This window comes from Caulobacter sp. CCH9-E1, from assembly GCF_001556515.1.
Classification (GTDB): Bacteria; Pseudomonadota; Alphaproteobacteria; order Caulobacterales; family Caulobacteraceae; genus Caulobacter.
The window spans coordinates 12,289-29,820 of record NZ_LSJA01000098.1; the positions used below are offsets into that span (position 1 = coordinate 12,289).

Sequence of the window (17,532 nt, forward strand, 5' to 3'; positions counted from 1 at the left end):
CCCCTCGCAGGGCCGGCGCTTCTAAGCCCGGCCTGTGACCAGGGGCGTTTCTGGTCGCATCCTCGCGCGTCCAGCCTGGCTCGATCCGCCGCCTAGCGCACCGCCGAGCGGTCGCCCAGCAGGCACGGCGCGGTCATCAGGATGATGTAGAGGTCCAGCCAGAACGACTGGCGCTCGATATATTCGACGTCCAGCGCAACCCGGCGCCGCACGCATTCGGGCGTGTCGACGGGCCCGCGCGAGCCCTTGATCGCCGCCCAGCCCGTGAGGCCGGGCTTCATGCGATGGCGATGGGCGTATTCGGCGACCAGCTTGGCGGACTCGACGCCAGCCGTCTTCATCCCGACCGCGTGGGGGCGGGGACCCACGATCGACATCTCGCCGCGTAGAACGTTGAAGAGCTGAGGCAGCTCATCCAGGCTGGTCTTGCGGATGAAGCGACCGACGCGCGTCACCCGATCGTCGCCGGCGCGGATTTGGCGCGCGGCTTGCGCGTCCGCCGCCTCGTGGCGCATCGAACGGAACTTCCAGACCAGGAATTCCTCGTTGTTGAAGCCGTGACGGCGCTGGCGGAAGAAGACCGGGCCCGGACTGTCCAGCTTCACGGCGAGCGCTGTCGCCAGCATCACCGGACCCGCCGCGACCAGGCCCAGCGTCGCAAGGGTCAGATCCATGGCTCTCTTGGCGACGATGCGACCGCGAAGATCGCGCCAGCCCGATAGCGAATGCTCTACGCCCATCGCGATCCGCGCCAGGGTCGCGTCATCCTCGTCGGGCGTTCCACCGTCCACGAACAGATTCAGAGGATGGGGCAGGACGCCCAGCTTCTCGGACAGTTCGTGGACGCGCGTTTCGGCGCTGGCGGTGATGGCGATGACCACCCGGTCGATGTAAGGTGTGAGCCGATGCTGGAGCAGGGCGTCAGTGTCGCCCAGCAGCGGCACGCCCAGGATGTTCACGGACGCGCGACGCAAGCGATCATCAAACAGGCCCAGCACATTCACTTCGCCGGTGCGCATCGCCGCCTCGATCAAGCGCTGAGCGTTGGCCGTGGCCCCGACGACCACCACATTCGGTGTCAGCAGGCCCTGGCGACGCGCATGGTCGATAAGCTTCCACCAGACCCCATGCAGAGCGACTAGGAAGGCGCTGGCGGCCAGCAGGGGGAGCGCTGAGCGCGCGTCCATGGGATTGAAGATCAAGGAGGCGAGGGTGGCGGAAATCGCCGCAACCGTCAGAGCCTTGCCCACGTGGCTTAGATGGCGCGCCAGACTCTGCCTGCGCGGAAAGGCGTAGGCGCCGAACACCCGCATCGCGATGGGAACCGCGAGCGTCCAAGCCGCGCCCGTCAGAAGATCTCGGCCCAGAGTGACGGGCGCGGCCATCAGCACGGCGCTGGCGACGTCCACGACGCGAAACGCCCGTGCGAGCCACCGCGCATCCATCCGCGAGCGCGACGGCAGCAGTTTCCCCGGGCGCAGCGAAGGCTGCCGCCGCCTTTCGCCGCGCGCAGAGTCCTCTTGGCCGCCCCGGGCCAAGACGTCCCCCGAGGCGTTGAACGCGAAGGCCGAGACGCGCGTGGAATTGGGCTCTGGAATAGGCTGCATGGCGACCGATGTTCGGAAAACATCGTTCAATGTAGTGAAGGCTTCTAAGTGCGACGTTAACACGCACATTTTTGGCATTGACGCCGTTGTCATGTCGCACCGAACAGGCTATCGAACCGCTCCCTCTCAGGAGGAGACGTGGCCGAGAGGCTGAAGGCACCGCTTTGCTAAAGCGGCATACCTCAAAAGGGTATCGAGGGTTCGAATCCCTCCGTCTCCGCCATCACACTTCCGTCCAGCTTGGTCGATGCGCGTCGCACGCGGTTGAGCTGTTCAAGAAGTACGTGACGCAGTTCAACCTGCCGACAGGGCTGGTGAAGAAGAACTCCAACACCAACGCGCCGGTGAACCGCCTGGACGCTCAGTTCAGCCGGGAGCTGCCGACCTGATCAACGGCCACAAGCTGAAGGTCCAGGTCGATGTCCGCAACCTGCTGAACCTGATCAACCGCGACTGGGGCCTGGTGTCGGAATATGGCGACATCAACACCCTGGCTCGGGTCGACTGCTTGAAGGAAGGCAACGCCCTGGCGACGGCCAGCGACTCTGCGTGCCTCCGCTATCGCTACTCCAGCGTCCCGACCTCGGTGACCAAGACCCGCAACACGGGCCTGTCGCTCTGGTACATGCAGGTCTCGCTGCGGTACGAGTTCTAGGCTGCTTGCAAGCGGATCGAAGGCCAGCTCTGGCCTCCATTCCACGACGCCGCCGCGGCCCTGGCCGCGGCGGTTTTCGTTTCACGCCGAGCGTCGCTCGAAGGCCTGCAGCGTCTTCATCATGCGCTGGACCTTGGCGTGCGTGCGCCGCGCGGCGTCCCGGCGCTCGGGGGTGTTGTCGGCGGTTTCCGGGACGATGAAGCCGTTGCGGCCGCGCCTGACGATCTGTCCGCTGGCCTCCAGCGCCACGAAGCGGCGTCGCACGGTCTCGTAGGGCTGACCTAGCGATTGGGCGACCTGGCGGATCGTAAGGGGGCGACGCTCCCGGTCCGGCGGCGCCTTGTCCAGCGTTGCGAACTGCTCGGCCGGCAGGTGGGCGCAGTTGCCCGAGCTCAGCGCGGCCAGCACGAGCACCGAAAGCAGATCGCCGTCATGGACCTGGAGGCCGGCGATCAGGTGATCGAGCAGGAAGTCCATCGCCACGCGCGCCGCGGCCGCCGCGGGCAAACGCCCTTCGGTCGCCAGCACGGCGGGCGAGGGCGCTTGTGTTGCGGCTAAGCTTGTCATGCCCCATGCAGAAGGCCGACCGGGCGACAAAGGCTATAGGGCAGGTTGTCGCAGCCTACGCGGTTTCGGGACCCGCTTGGCGGCCGGCGAGGTTCGCCAGCCGCCGCTTGGCTCTACATCGGGCCACGCCGCCCGGGTTGGCCTGGAGGTCGAAAGCCGGCTCGCGCGGACGATGGGAGGTGGCCGCGCCTGGCCGCCGAAGCCGTAGGTTATGCCGACAAAGACAGCTCGCAGGTCGAGGTCCATGGCTCGGCGCTCCTTCAGGGCGGCCTTCTGGATGACCAGCTTGTCGCCGAGGGGCCTGGATGTCCTTGCCCAGGCTGTAGCTGCGGCGGTCGATCGAGGTCTTGATGTCCTGGTTGGACGGGGCGGTGATGGTCACGCCCGCACCTCAGCCGACGGTTCCTTTTTCGCGGGCGGCGGAGTCGAGGCCGGCGTCTGGGCGTAGGCGTTGGCGCTGAAAGCGACCAGGCCGCGGCGGCCAGCAGGGCGGCGCGGCGGGGGCGTGGGTCATGGAAGGGTCTCCTCTGTTGCGAGGAACCTGCCAGGACGACTCAAAGCGTTGCAGTGCCCGCGGTCACGCGCTGGAGGGGACGTTTGTCATGTGGGCTCAGGGCGCGAGCGCGTCCAATGTTTGAGGCGCGGCCGCCTCCGACCCATTGAAGATCAGGGTCCGGGTGACGCCCAGGCGGCGGACGTTCACCTGGTTGACCTGATCGCCGTAGACGTCCGCGAACATGGCGGCGCGTACGGTGATCTCCGCCGAAATGTCGCCGGGGGTGATTTTGCCGACGTATTCCAGGCGGACTTCGTCAGCGCCCAGCGTCATGTCCTTGAGAACGAGCGGGACCGGAGCGCCGGACACCGCCACCGCGAACCGTTGGGCCATGTAGGTCTTCAGCGCCTCGATCGCGTCCGGATCGTCGAGGCTCGCCTGCGCGTCGGGCGCGATCACGGCCAGCGCCGGCTCCGCGTCGTGAGCCGGGATGCGATGGGTGACCGTGACGGCGCCCGTCTTGCCATCGATCTCCACGACGCTGAGCGCGCCGTGGCCGCGGTGCGCGGCCGCCGGGAGCGGGGCGAGCACGAGGCTCGCCACCGCCAGCAGAACGGCCGCGCGCCGGTTCACTTGGAGCCTTCGTCCTTCTTGGGCTCCGCATTGGGCAGGGTGGCCAGGCTGTCGGGTTCGACCTTCAGATTGGCGTCCTTCATGCGGTTGGCGCCTTCCGGCGGCTTGGCGATCTTGATGGTCGTCGGGACGATCGCGCCTTCGTAGACGTTGTTGCCGCGATCGGCGTCGGCCGTCTCCCACAGAGAATCGATCTGCGCGCCCTTCAGCTGCTTCGTCGACACGTACTGCCAGGTGACCTGCTTGGAGTTCTTGCGCCAGATCTCCGCGGGGATGCGAACCGTCTCCGAGGAGCCGTCGGCGAAGTCCATCTTCAGGATCACCGGCATCACCAGGCCGCCGATGTTGCGGAAGGTGAAGCGATAGAGGTTGTCCTTGAAGTCCTGGGCGGCCTGCTCTTCCGGCGTCAGGTCCTCGCGCGCCGACTTGGCCTTCTTGCGGGCGCTGTCGAACACCGCGAACTCGTCGTTCGCATTGTAGAAGTCGCGCGTCTTGGGATCGAGCTCGACGACCGTCGGCGCCTTGTTGTTCGCGGCCGTGCGCGATTCCGGCTCCTTGGCGCGCTCGGCCTTGCGAACGGAGGCCTCGACGTCGGGATCGCCGCTGTCGAGACGCCCTTGGACGACCTTGTCCAGAGCGATGTCGACGTGATCGGTCGAGTAGAACCAGCCGCGCCAGAACCAGTCGAGATCGATGCCCGAGGACTCTTCCATGGTGCGGAAGAAGTCATACGGCGTGGGGTGCTTGAACCGCCAGCGGTTCGAATATTCCTTGAAGGCGCGGTCGAAGAGCTCGCGGCCCATGATCGTCTCGCGCAGGATGACCAGCGCCGTCGCGGGCTTGGAGTAGCCGTTGGGACCAAACTGGATCACCGAGTCCGACTGGGTCATCAACGGCACCTGGTCCTGGCTGACCATGTACTCGACGATGTCCTTGGGCTCGCCGCGACGCGACGGGAACTTCTTGTCCCACTGCACTTCGGCCTGGAACTCGAGGAAGCTGTTCAGGCCCTCGTCCATCCAGGTCCATTGACGCTCGTCGGAATTGACGATCATCGGGAAATAGTTGTGGCCCACCTCGTGGATCACGACGCCGATCAGGCCGTACTTGGCGCGCTCGGTATAGGTGAGGGCGCCGGTCTTCTTGTCCTTCACCGGCCGCGGGCCGTTGAAGGAGATCATCGGATATTCCATCCCGCCGACCGGGCCGTTGACCGATTGGGCCACCGGATAGGGATAGGCGAAGGTGAAGTCCGAATAGACCTTCAGGGTGTGGGCGATCGACTTGGTCGAATAGGCGTCCCACAGGGGGCGGGCTTCCTTCGGGAAGAAGGACATGGCCATCACGACCGGGTGCTCGGCCTTGGCGTCCGCCTGCTTCACGCCCAGGGCGTCCCAGACGAACTTGCGCGAGCTGGCCCAGCCGAAGTCGCGGACGTTGCTGGCCTGGAAGACCCAGGTCTTCTCGGTCTTGGCCTTGCCCTTCTCGGCGGCCAGCGCCTCCTCGGGCGTCACGACATAGACCGGTTCGCTGGCGGTGCGGGCCTTGGCCAGACGATCACGCTGGGCTTGCGAGAGCACCGCGGCGGGGTTCTGCAGCACGCCGGTGGCGGACACCACGTGGTCCGACGGCACAGTCAGGGCGACGCGATAGTCGCCGAACTCGAGCGTGAACTCGCCCGAGCCGAGGAAGGCCTTGTTGTGCCAGCCCTCGTAGTCCGAATAGACGGCCAGACGCGGGAACCACTGCGCGCCCTCGTAGATGCAGTTGCCGTCCTCGCCCTTGCCGGTGAAGCACTCGTAGCCGCTGCGGCCGCCGATCACCTTGTTCTCGACCATGGGCAGCGACCATTCGATCGTGAACTTGGTCTCGCCGCCATTAGCCCGCACGGCGGCCGGCAGGTCGACGCGCAGCAGGGTGTCGACGACGGTGAACTTCAGAGGACGGCCCGAGGCGTCCTTCACAGACTTGATCGTGAAGCCGCCTTCCCATTCCTTCAGGCGTTGGATGCGCCGGACTTGGCCAAGGCTCATCGACTCGCCCGAGACCGTTTCGGTCATCTTGCTGATCGAGTCGCGCTTGTAGTCCTGGTCCAGCAGCAGCCACAGATAGGGCAGGTTGTCGGGCGAATTGTTGCGATAGGTGATCGTCTCGCGACCGGTCAGGGTCTTGGCGTCTTCGTTCAGACGCACCGCGACGTCGTAGTCGACCTTCTGCTGCCAGTAACGATAGCCTGGCGCGCCCGAGGCGTTGCGGTAGTCGGTCGGAGTCGGCCAGTCCTCGCCCTCCAGCTGGCGGAACTTGTCCTCGAACGGCGCCTTGGTCTGCTTGATGGCGTCGGCGTGAGCGACAGAAACGGCGAGCGCGGCCGCGATGACGCCGGCCACGGCGTAACGAATGGAACCCTTGGACAAGTTCAGCCCCTCAATTCAGAACCCTGATGAACCCCGGCGACACCTTGGCCAGGACGGTGGGGGAAATCATCCCTTTTTTCCGTCTGGAGGCGTCAGAAGTTGATCTTGATCCCGGCGCGCACAGCCCGCGGTTCCACGGGGTGGAAATGCACGTCCTCGATCCCGGCCGCCGGCTCGCCGGGCAGCCGCGAGGCGTAGAGATAGGCGATGTCGTCGCGCTTGCTGTTGGTCAGGTTCAGCACTTCGACCATCAGGCTAGCGCGGCCCAGGTCCTGGACGAACAGGGCGTTGACCAAGCTGGTCGGGCGCGAACGGACTGAGTTGTCCTCGACCAGCGGCGCGCCGCCCAGGCGGCGATAGGTCAGCGACAGGGTGGAGCCCTTCACCGGCGTCCAGTTGGCGCCGGCGGACAGCACCGAGCTCACCGCGTTGGGAATGCGGTCGCCCTCCGGCGGATCGTCCGCGAACCGCGCGTGGGTGGCGGCGTAGGAGCCCGTCAGGCTCAGGCGCGACGTCGGCCGCCAATCGGCCAGCAGTTCCACGCCCCGCCGACGGGTCGCGCCGCTGGCTTCGGTGAACCCAGCGTCGCCGACATAGACGAGCTCGGAATCCACGCGCAGCGCCCAGGCCGCGGCGGTCAGGGTCAGGTCGCCGCGCTTCCAGCGCAATCCAAGCTCCGCGCCGTCGGTCGGCGACAGCAGCGGCGCGCGTTCGGCCGGATCGCCGGTGACTGGATCGACCGTGATCACCGCGCCGCGCGCGTCGTTGGAATGGAAGCCGCGCCCGGCGTCGGCATAGAGCTCGAAGGTCTTGGAGACCCGCCAAGCCAGGGCCAGTTTCGGACTGACCTGCAGGTCGCTGACCGTTCCGGCGTTACGCGGATCGCCGGCGTCGACCTCGGCGCCCATCGCGTCGGCGCGCAGGCCGAAGGTGGCGTCCAGCTTGCCAAAGCGACGGGAGGCCTCGCCCCAGAACGCCGTCGACCATTCGGTCAGGGCGTCTTGCCGGACTGTCGCGCGCCGGGCGCGAGCGGTGGTGCGGTAGAGGCCGACCTTGCCGATGTCGTCCACGCGCGCGGAGACGCCCGTGCGGGCGCTCCAGGCGTCTCCCAGGCTCCAGCGCTTGATCAGCGAGCCGCCATAGACCCAGCGACGATCGACCTGCTCGAACTGGTCGCCATTGACCGGATCGTCGAGGAAGTAGGTGAAGTTCGAATAGAGATCGAGCGTGTAGCGCTGCACGTAGACCACGGCGTCGAGGCCGCGCAGCAGGTCGCGGCGGCGAGCCGAGACGATGTAGCGCGAGGTGTTCCCGCCATCGGTCGTGTCGACGGCGTCCAGACGATCCAGAACGCCGGCCTCGACCGCCCGGCGCGGGATCTGGTCGGTGGCGTTCCACTTGGCGTCGTAGGCGAGGGCGGTGATCGACCAGCCGCCCGCGAGCGCTCGGCCCAGCAGATTGATCTTGCGAAGGTCCTCGGGATTGGTCCAGGCGCCGCGCGCGGTCGAGAGGTCGGCGGCGATCAGGACGTTGTCGGTCAGCGCCTTGGAGCCGACCGCGCGATAATAGTCATTCTCGCCCACCCAGGCCTGCAGGCCATCGCCGTGCAGGTGGTCGGCGGTCTCGAAGGCGACCGCGCCGGCCGTGGCGAAGTCGCCGTTCTCGGCCGAATAGGGTCCCTTCTTGAAACTGATGTCGTGGACGAATTCCGGCGTCAGCAGGTTCAGGTCCAGATAGCCCTGGCCGTGGCCGTGCGACGGCAGGTTCAGCGGAACGCCGTCCAGCGAGGCGGCCAGGTCCGTGCCGTGGTCCAGATTGAAGCCGCGCAGGAAATACTGGTTGGCCTTGCCCGCGCCGGAGTGCTGGGTCGCGGCGAGGCCCGGCACCGCCTCGATCAGCTCGCCAGGGCGCAGCAGGGGGCGGACGGCGAAGTCGGCATAGGCGATGCGGCCCTCGCTGGCCGAGGTCGCGCGGCCCAGATCGTTGGCGCGTCGCCCCCAGACCGAGATGGCCTCGACCTCCTGCGACTGAGCGAAAGCCGGGAGGGATGTGGCCAGCATCAGGGCCAGCAGGGAAATGTTACGCGCCATGACTGGCTGTTACTGTCGAGCCTCGATCGCGGCAAGGCTTAGCCGCGTCATGCCGCCTTCAGCAGGCTGTCGAAATACTCGATGGTCTTCATCAGGCCCACGTTCAACGGCGCCGTCGGCGTCCAGTCCAGGTGCTGCTTGGCCAGCGTGATGTCCGGCTGACGCTGGCGAGGGTCGTCCGAGGGCAGGGGACGATGGACGATCTGCGAGGGGCTTCCCGTCAGCTCGAGCACGAGCTCGGCCAACTGCTTCATCGTGAACTCGACGGGATTGCCCAGGTTGATGGGGCCGGTGACGTCGTCGCTCGTGTTCATCAGCCGGATCAGGCCATCGACCAGGTCATCCACGTAGCAGAACGATCGGGTCTGGTTTCCATCGCCATAGAGGGTGATGTCCTCGCCCTTCAGGGCCTGGACGATGAAGTTCGACACCACGCGCCCGTCGTTCGGGTGCATGCGGGGGCCATAGGTGTTGAAGATCCGCGCGACCTTGATGCGCAGCCTGTGTTGGCGCCAATAGTCGAAGAACAGAGTCTCGGCGCAGCGCTTGCCCTCGTCGTAGCAAGAGCGGATGCCGATCGGATTGACGTTGCCCCAGTAGCTCTCGACCTGCGGGTGGATGCTCGGGTCGCCGTACACTTCGGAGGTCGAGGCCTGCAGGATCTTGGCCTTCACCCGCTTGGCCAGGCCCAGCATGTTGATCGCGCCGTGGACGCTGGTCTTGGTCGTCTGCACCGGGTCGAACTGGTAGTGCACCGGGCTGGCCGGGCAGGCCAGATTGTAGATTTGATCGACCTCGACATAGAGCGGCATGGTCACGTCGTGACGCAGCAGTTCGAAGCGGGGATTCGACAGGTTCTGCGCCACGTTCAGGCGCGAGCCCGTGTAGTAGTTGTCCACGCAGAGCACCTCGGCGCCGCTCTCGAGCAGCCGGTCGCACAGGTGCGATCCGACGAAGCCCGCGCCGCCCGTCACGAGAATTCTCTGCGTATGCATGGCGCGATCGGCCTCCCCAGGGACTCACATCGACTTCGGTTGTAACGCGCCGCTGGTCGCCTCTCCAAGGTCGGGTTTCGCGCGCGACCGCGGCAAGGTGACGTTTGTCATGTCGGCTCGGTGACGGGCGGCGCTGATGCGCCGCGCCGGACACAAGCATGTTGGCCTCGACAACGAGGGACGCCGACCCTGTCAGCGCAGCCGTTGCTAGCCGCGGCCCCAGAGCCGCTCCCACTTCCAGCCGGTGAGGTCCTCGACGATCTGCTTTGACTCTGGCGTCTCCGCTTCGGTCGCGCCGGCGCGCAGACGCTCGACCTCGTGGACCAGCACCTCGTGCGTGCGGGCGTTCAGGTGGAAGCGCCAGGAGATGAGCATGCCGGCGATCATCACCAGCAGCGGCCCGCCGACCATCACGAGGACAAGCGCCTGGATGGCTTCCGGCGTCTGCTGGGCGAGCGGCTGGCCCTTGGGCGCGGAGACGAAGCCGCCCAGGCCGATCAGGCTGGTGGTCAGCAGGATGGCGCCGGACTGGGCGACCTTGCGGGTCAGGGTCATGACGCCGGCGAAGATACCCTCGCGGCGCTGGCCCGTGACCGCCTCGTCGACGTCGGGCAGGTAGTTGTAGACGCCCCACGGCACGAAGTTCAGCGTGCCGCGGCCTAGCCCCGCCAGGATGATCGGAACGAACAGCCAGAACAGCACCGCCGGGCTCGAGGCCAGGTTGAAGATGTCGCCGTTCAGCGCCGCGACGCCGTCGGCGAAGCCCGCCGGGCGGATCAGGTAGAAGGCCAGGAACAGCAGCAGGGCCGCGCCGACGCTGGTGATGGCCATGCGATAGGCGACCACCGGCCCGGTGCGGATGATGACGCGGATGGCGATCATCACCGAGATCAGCTGGGCCACATACATGGTGGTCATCAGCTGCGAGATGATCAGGGTCGAGCCGACCATCACCGTCGCCACGAACAGCGGGAAGGCGGTGTTGAAGATGTCCTGGCTGATATAGCCGCCCAGATAGAGCGACAGGTGCTGGCGGAAGGCCTTGATCTTCAGGGTCGAGAACAGGTCGCGGAACATGTTGACCGGGATCATCGCCGCCTTGCCCCAGTCCATCGGTTCGGGCTGGATCAGCTTTTCGTCCTCGGTGTAGGGCCGCTCCCACGAGAGCAGGATCACCAGGGTCACGACCAGGCTGAACAGCACGCCGAAGATGGCGGCCATGATCAGGAAGGTGTTGGGCGAGTCCTTACCGCCGAAGTGGTTGATGATCAGGGTCGGCAGGTACGAGGCCAGGATCGCCGAGCTCTGGGCGACCAGCATCCGCGCGCCGGCGAACTTGGCCTTCTCCTTGTAGTCCTTGGTCATCTCCGCCGCGAGGGTCTCCCACGGGATCAGGAACATCGTGTAGACGAACTCGAAGAAGATGAAGGTCGTCAGGTAGTAGGCGAAGGTCTGGCCCGTCACGAAGATCAGGGCGAAGGCCGGCAGCAGCGGGATGGTCAGGATCAGGAAGATCTTCCGCCGCCCGATCTTTCGCCCCACCCAGGTGTGACGCAGGTTGTCGGAGATGTAGCCGATCAGCGGACAGGTGATCGCTTCCAAGAGGCGCGGCAGGCCCAGGATCAAGCCGGTCTCGACCGGCGACAGCCCGCAGAAGGTGATGAAGAAATAGGCCAGCCAGCCGGTGATCACCGCTTGGGCGCCAGCGCCGAGCATGTCGCCCGAACCCCAGCCCCAATAGTTGACCCATGTGGGTTTGCGCGCGTCCGAGCTGGCCATGTGCGTTCCGTTCCCGGCTAAAGGGGTCTTGCCGCCCCATCCGGTCCGACCGCGAAGGGCCGGACCGGTAATCGATACAAAGGCCTGTGGGCCCTAGATGAAGGCGCGCTGGAACTCGCCCAGCGCCAGCATGGCCAGCGACTGGCCGTAGGGCATCGAGGTCAGCGGGATGTCCTTGTAGCCCTGGATCGTGTCGAACACCGGGGTGCCGAACGACACCTGCTGCAGCTCGCCCTTGTCGTCGATATTGGCCAGCACGCCCTTGATCGCGCGGATGGCGACGGCCTCGTATTCCTTGCCGATGTAGCGCTTACGCACGGCCTTGAGGATGCCGTAGGCGAAGCCGGCGGTGGCCGAGGCTTCCAGGTACGAGGTCTTGTCGTTGATGATCGTGTGCCACAGGCCCGTCTCCTCGTCCTGGAACTGCGTCAGCGCCTTGATCTGGGCTTCCAGCGCGTCGATCAGGAAGGCGCGCAGGCCATCGCCCGGCTTCAGGTCCAAGAGCTCGATGAACTCGGGGATGGCGATCGTCACCCAGCAGTTCCCGCGCGCCCAAAGGGCGTCGGCGAAGTTGTGGCGGCCCAGGAACGTCCAGCCGTGGAACCACAGGCCGGTCTTGCGGTCGGCCAGGTACTTGATGTGGACCATGAACTGGCGCTTGGCCTCCTCGACGAAGTCGGGGCGGTCGAGCAAGAGGCCGATCTTGGCCAGCGGCAGCACGCTCATCATCAGCGTGTCGTCCCACAGCTGCTGCGGGTTCTCGCTGTTGAAGACGATGTGCTGGAAGCCGCCTTCCTCGGTGCGCGGACCCTCGTACATGACGTAGTCGGCCCAGGTCTCGAGATAGGGGATGTAGGTGTGGTCGCCGGTGGCCTCGTAGAGGTAGGCCAGGGTCAGGAACGGCGAGACCGTGTTGATGTTCTTGGTCGGCGTGCCGGCCTCGAAGCGGTCGGCGAACCACTGGGTCATGATGTCGAAGGCGCGTTCGTCGCCGTGCATCTCGTACTGCTTCCACAGTCCGTAGAGCCCGACGCCATGGGTCCATTCCCAGTCGTTCCAGCCCTTGGTGTCGATCACCCGGCCGTCGTCGAGGCGCAGCAGGAACTCGCCGGTCTCGTCGGTGATGTCGACCAGGTTGCTGATCAGGGCGGCGATCTTGGCCTTGATGTCCTTGGCCTCGAGGCCGTGGGCGAGATTGGGCACGGGTGTCTCCAGTAGCAGTCGGCGGGGGAGCGCCGGTCTTTAGGGTTTGAAATCGGGCGCCGGGACACGGGCGACGGGAACGCCGCCGCGCACGGTCCGCAGGTTGACGAGCTTGACGGTCTCCAGCGCGTCGCCAGGAGCGCCGTCGCTGGTGACCGCCAGGGCGAGGGTGTTCTTGCCGCGCGGATCGATGATCCCATTGGGCAGCACGAAGGTCCGCTGCGGGCCGACATGGGCGATGAACTGCCCCATGTTCCAGCCGTTGACGAAGATCAGCACGCGATAGCGCTTGTTTGGCGAGCGGGGCTTGTCCGGATCGCCGATCGTCAGGCCCAGGCTCACGTCGTGATCCTTGGGCAGGGCGAGGTCGAAGCTCGTCCGATACCAGGTCGTGCCGGCGTAGGGCTTGGTCCCGGCCATGTCGGCCTTGGCCCAGGCCGTATCCGGGAAGCCCGGCAGGTGCCAGCCCTCGCGCTCGCCGTACTGGCCGCCGTTGTTGAGCGAGCCGCGCACCGGATCGGCGATATCCTCGCCGCCCTTGTTGCCCTGGATCTTCCAGGCGATCGGCACGGCGAAGCTGTAGGTCCCGGGACCCGACAGAGAGGCCGACACCAGGCCGCGCGCCTCCTTATGGAAGTCGTCGGCGTCGAGGTCCCAGTTATGGCCGTTGTTGCGGACCATGACCGACAGCAGGTGCTCGCCCGTCCCGCGCAGCTCGGCGGGGATCTGGAAGGTCGCGACACCCGTGGTGATCGGGCGGGGCAGGCCGCCGTCCAGTTCGTGCTGGCCCAGGAACTTGCCGTCCAGCCAGACCTGCAGCATCCCCGCGCCGCCGGCGCCGTAGTGCAAGGTCAGGGTGTCGATGTCGGCGCGGCCCTGATAGCGACCCCGGTACCAGACGTCGCCGTTGTGGAAGCCGTAGGTGCTCATGTCGAGCGCGGGCTGGCCGGTGGGGCCCCGCACGGTCGAGGCGCTGCGGCGGCCTTCGGTCTTCATCCAGCCGCTGTCGTCGAACTTCGGATCGGCTTCCGGCGAGCCGGGGGAGGTCTTCCAGTCCAGTTTGGCGAGGTCGGGCAGGGTGATCGCCGCCGGCCCCGCTAGCGGCTTGTCAGCCAGCAGGCTGCCCGACGCGGTGGTCTTCACAAGGACCTTGGCGCCGTTCCAGCGGATCGAGGTCACGGCCTTGGGCGCGAAGACTTCCAGCGGGCTGTCGGTCTCGGTGTCGCCGGTCAGGCTGAGGACGCCGCCCTTGCTTGTGTCGCTGCGCACCAGGCCCGGACCTCGGAGCAGAGCGTTCTCGCGCCGCCAGAAGGTTTGGCCGGTCTCGGCGTCGGCCAGCAGCAGGGTCAGGGCGGGACGACCGCCGCCCGTGATCCGCACTCGTGCGAGGCCCTTGTGCGCATAGGTCAGCTTCAGGTCGCCCTTCGCCGGGTCGAAGCTAGACGTCACCTCGCCTTCGATCACCTCGACCTTCGGCGCGCTGGCGTAGCGCAGCACCGTCTCGCCCGCCTCGCCGGCGCGGCCGTAGAGCAGGGCCAGATCGCCGTCGTTCCACTTCAGGTGCGTCTGGATCTCTGAGGTCGAATAGACCAGCCGCTGGCCGCCCAGGTCGTAGCTGGCCATCAGCATCTTGCTGTCCTGGCCCTTGATCCGCGAAGGGACCACATACTCGCCGTCGCGGGCCTTCACCTTGAAGGTGAAGGCCTCGTCGCCCGTGGCGCTGCTGGGGTTGTGGACCACCACATAGAGGTGGCTGCCCGTCTCGGCGTTGACGTTGTGATAGATGCGGACCTTGTCGTTCGACGGAACGACCGCCTCGCCCTTGTCCATGCGGGTAAGGTCGGGGACAGAGGCGATGAACTCGCCCATCTGCTTCATCACCCGCGCCTTGTCGCGCAGGCCCCGGGCCTCGTCGATGGCCGAGCCATAGTCGTAGGAGGTGAACACGACCGGCGCCGGCAGCCAGCCCCAGCTGGTCCCGCCGTAGGTCATGTAGAAGCTTTGCAGCGTCAGGCCATTGGCGATGTTCGTACCGTAGAACACCCGCTGATAACCGACCCCGCGGTGAAGGGCCGTGCAGTCGTAGTCGCCGTTGCTGCCCCAGTAGTCGAACCAGCCGCCGCCGAACTCGGCCAGGAACCCAGGCGTGTTCGGGCTGGCCGAAGCTCCGCCCTTGGCGCCGCCGGTCCCATAGATTCCCCAGTCCGGCGCGACGCCGGGGCTGGAGGGCGTGGAGTCGACCTTGCAGCTCCCGCCCGGATAGCCGTCGAAAGCGTAGAGGTCGTTCGGCCCTTCCACCGTCCCCGGAACGTTGGAACCCTTGGGGACCCAGTAGCCGTTGCGACCCTTGTCGTTGTGGAAGATCGGGACGGTGATCCCCTCCGCCTTCGCTTTATCAAACAGCCACTGCATGTAGCGCTGCTGCGGCGCGCCGACGACATCGAGCTCGTTCTCGATCTGGTGAGCGATGACCGTGCCCTGGCCGGTCGTCAGCTGGTGGCGGGCGATGACGGCGTTGATCTGGGTGAGCCACTCGTCAGAGGCGGTGATGTATTCCGGCGCGTCGGTGCGGGCGCGAGCCTGCTGGTTGACCAGCCATCCGGGGAAGCCGCCGCGCGTCAGCTCGGCGTTCACATAGGGACCCGCCCGCGTGATGACGTAGAGGCCTTCTTCCTTGGCCATGGTCAGCACGCGATCCATGTCCCGGATGCTCGAGAAGTCGTAGACCCCCTGCTTGGGCGAGTGGTAGCCCCAGTCGAAATAGATCGCGACCGTGTTGTAGCCGCTGGCCTTCATCTTCTGGAGGATGTCGCGCCACAGTTCGGGACTCGGCACGCGGAAGGGGTGGAACTCGCCGCCCCACGAGAATATCCGCTGGCCATCGACCATCAGCGAATACTTGTCCCAGGTGATCTTGTGGACCTGCGCCGGCTTGGTCGCGGCGGCCTGATCGCCGCCTTCCTTCAGCACGGTGAAGTGGCGCACCGTCCCGGACAGCTCGGGCAGCTCGGTTTTCGGCGTCCAGGTGCGGAAGCCGTCCTTGCTGTCGGAGTACCAGTAGCGCTTGGACATGTACTCGTCGAAATAGATGCGCCAACCGCCGTCGGGCGTGCGGGCTATGGCCGGGCCTTCCAGGAAGCGACCCCAGCCGGCCCAGTCGCCGGTCCCCTTGGGTTGCCACGGTCCGTCCAGCGACGGCGCGCTCCAAAGCTCGATGAACTTGCTCGTCTCGTTCTTGGCGAAGGCCTGGTAGAGGCTGCCCTCGCGCACCACGAACGCATCAATGAAGTTCGGGCCCAGACCCGCCAGCGGCTTCGGCGCGCTCCAGTTGGCCAGGGAGGGATCGGTGGCGGTCAGGCGATAGGGCTGGAACTGGCCTTGCTGCCCGGTGGTCGAGACCGAGAGGATCAGGTTCACCGAGCCGTCCTCGTCGACGAACCATTCCGGCGCCCAGCTGTTGGTCGCGCCGGGAACCTCGACCTTGACGTCGCGCAGGAAGGTCCAGTCCGAAAGGTCCTTGCTGCGCGCCAGACCGATGGTGTCGCCCGACCAGCCGGTGGTGTAGGCGACGTAGTACCAGCCGTCGGTGTGCTTCATCACGCTGGGATCGCGGATCAGGCCCTTGGGCGGCGTGTAGGCCAGCGGCTTCTTTAGGGTGAACCGCGCGCCGTCGGCCGAGTCGTAGACGCTCATGTTCGACTGGCTGGCGTTGGTGAACGCCGTCATCGTGTAGCGAACGGGCTCGGCGAGCGCGCTGGTAGTCAGGAGGGCGGCCGTCAGGCCGAGCAGGAGGGGCGAACGCATGGTCAGCCCTCGAAGTAGAAAACGGGCTTGAGCGCCCATTCGACGGGCCGGTTGTCGGGATGGACCGCCATAAGGTCGGCCATGTAGTCCCACCAGCGCTTCATCACCGGCTGCAGGGGCAGGGAGTCCTTCCTGTGGTCGGGGCGCAGGCGCAGCACGGCGAAGAGGCTCATGGTCTCCTCGTCCAGGAAGATCGAGTAATCGTGGATGCCCGCGTCGCGCAGCGCCTGAGCGAGATCGGGCCAGAGCTCGTCATGGCGACGCTCGTACTCGGCGGCGACGCCCGGCTTCAGTTGCATGCGGAAGGCGAGGGGGCGGCTTTCCGTGGTCGTGCTCATGTCGTCCTCCCGTTCGGTCTTGTTCTTGTCAGTTCGGCAGCCGGTAGATCCGCCGGGCGTTGGCGGCGAACAGCGCCTCTCGCTCCTCGTCGCTGAAGCCCGTCGTGATCGCGTCATAAGCCGCGTAGAAGGCGCCGAAGCTCCCGTGCACCTTCTCGACCGGGAAGTTGCTGGCGAACAGGCTGCGCTCGACCCCGAAGGTCTCGATCACCTGGAGCACGAAGGGCTTGAGGCTCTCGACGGTCCAGGCGCGATCGATCATCGCCAAGCCGGAGATCTTGCAGCTGACATGCGGACGTTCGGCCAGCGCGGCCAAGCCGTCGCGCCAGGCGGCGAGACCAGCTTCGTCGCGGTCCGTCGGCATGCCTGTGTGATTGACGATCAGCGGAATGTCCGGGTGGGCGTCGGCCAACTCGGCCGCGACCTTCATCTGCGACGGATAGAGCTGCAGGTCGAACGACAGGCCGTACTTGGCCAGCAGCGCGAAACCTTTCCGCCACTGGGCGTCGAGCAGCTTGTCCGTCGGGCCGTAGGTCTTGGCCGGGTCCTGGTGCCAGTTGACGATCTGGCGGACACCCCGGACGTTCCGCCGCGCCGCGTGCGCGGCCAGCATCGCCTCGACGCCAGGGTCGTCGAGGTTCGCCCCGGCCACGATGCCGCCGATCACGCCACGCTGGTCGGCGATGGATTGCAGCCAGTCGGTTTCCGACAACTGGTCCTTGGGCGGCAGGCCGCATTCGACATGCACGACCTCGACGACGTTCCAGCCCTTGGCGTCGGCCAGATAGTCGTCGAGCCCATAAGACTTGTAGGCGATCGGCGTCATGTCGCCGGCCGGATTGTTCGGCAGCGGCGTGTCCTGAAGCCAGGCGTAGTAGTGCCGATCGAGGTCCCACAGATGCATGTGGGGATCGACGATGGGGCCCGTGTACGCCATGGCTCCAACTCTTC

12 protein-coding genes and 1 tRNA gene are annotated in these 17,532 nt (G+C 66.4%); 2 read left to right on the forward strand and 11 right to left on the reverse strand.

All coding sequences use genetic code 11. The features are described 5' to 3' along the window. Positions 1-92: 92 nt before the first annotated feature. Positions 93-1,409 carry an exopolysaccharide biosynthesis polyprenyl glycosylphosphotransferase gene (locus AX690_RS05930; RefSeq protein ID WP_369798177.1) on the reverse strand — a complete coding sequence of 439 codons (1,317 nt, stop codon included), beginning with the start codon at positions 1,407-1,409 and terminating at the stop codon, positions 93-95. 330 nt (positions 1,410-1,739) lie between these two features. Between AX690_RS05930 and AX690_RS05935 the strand changes: the two genes are divergently transcribed. Then, positions 1,740-1,830, forward strand: a tRNA-Ser gene (locus AX690_RS05935). Between the two features lie 240 nt (positions 1,831-2,070). Then, entirely contained in the window at positions 2,071-2,262 is a 192-nt protein-coding gene (locus AX690_RS23590) for a hypothetical protein (RefSeq protein WP_066685322.1), read from the forward strand. An 81-nt stretch (positions 2,263-2,343) separates the two neighbouring features. Here AX690_RS23590 and AX690_RS05945 read toward each other — a convergent pair whose 3' ends face one another. From AX690_RS05945 to AX690_RS05990, 10 genes are all read right to left on the reverse strand, one after another. Beyond that, on the reverse strand, positions 2,344-2,790 hold the full coding sequence (locus tag AX690_RS05945; RefSeq protein ID WP_156449583.1) for a hypothetical protein: 447 nt from the start codon (positions 2,788-2,790) through the stop codon (positions 2,344-2,346). A gap of 649 nt (positions 2,791-3,439) precedes the next feature. Then, complete coding sequence (locus tag AX690_RS05950) at positions 3,440-3,958, reverse strand: DUF6702 family protein (protein WP_066685319.1); 519 nt, start codon at positions 3,956-3,958, stop codon at positions 3,440-3,442. Beyond that, positions 3,955-6,378, reverse strand: a complete 2,424-nt coding sequence (locus tag AX690_RS05955) for a M1 family metallopeptidase (RefSeq protein WP_066685316.1) — start codon at positions 6,376-6,378, stop codon at positions 3,955-3,957. The genes AX690_RS05950 and AX690_RS05955 overlap by 4 nt, the downstream gene beginning before the upstream one ends. A gap of 86 nt (positions 6,379-6,464) precedes the next feature. Next, positions 6,465-8,462: a TonB-dependent receptor gene (locus AX690_RS05960; protein WP_066685314.1), complete on the reverse strand. Its 1,998-nt coding sequence runs from the start codon at positions 8,460-8,462 to the stop codon at positions 6,465-6,467. 47 nt (positions 8,463-8,509) lie between these two features. Then, positions 8,510-9,457: a UDP-glucuronic acid decarboxylase family protein gene (locus tag AX690_RS05965; protein ID WP_066685313.1), complete on the reverse strand. Its 948-nt coding sequence runs from the start codon at positions 9,455-9,457 to the stop codon at positions 8,510-8,512. Between the two features lie 207 nt (positions 9,458-9,664). Further along, on the reverse strand, positions 9,665-11,236 hold the full coding sequence (locus AX690_RS05970) for an MFS transporter (RefSeq protein ID WP_066685312.1): 1,572 nt from the start codon (positions 11,234-11,236) through the stop codon (positions 9,665-9,667). Between the two features lie 93 nt (positions 11,237-11,329). Further along, positions 11,330-12,439, reverse strand: coding sequence for a glycoside hydrolase family 105 protein (locus AX690_RS05975; protein WP_066685310.1), 1,110 nt, complete (start codon positions 12,437-12,439; stop codon positions 11,330-11,332). A gap of 39 nt (positions 12,440-12,478) precedes the next feature. After that, a complete protein-coding gene (locus AX690_RS05980) occupies positions 12,479-16,243 on the reverse strand; it encodes a beta-galactosidase (protein WP_082769528.1) in 3,765 nt (1,254 codons plus the stop codon). A gap of 2 nt (positions 16,244-16,245) precedes the next feature. Then, complete coding sequence (rhaM, locus tag AX690_RS05985) at positions 16,246-16,581, reverse strand: L-rhamnose mutarotase (protein ID WP_066685307.1); 336 nt, start codon at positions 16,579-16,581, stop codon at positions 16,246-16,248. Positions 16,582-16,609: 28 nt separating this feature from the next. Next, positions 16,610-17,518 carry an amidohydrolase gene (locus AX690_RS05990; protein WP_066685304.1) on the reverse strand — a complete coding sequence of 303 codons (909 nt, stop codon included), beginning with the start codon at positions 17,516-17,518 and terminating at the stop codon, positions 16,610-16,612. Positions 17,519-17,532 lie beyond the last annotated feature (14 nt).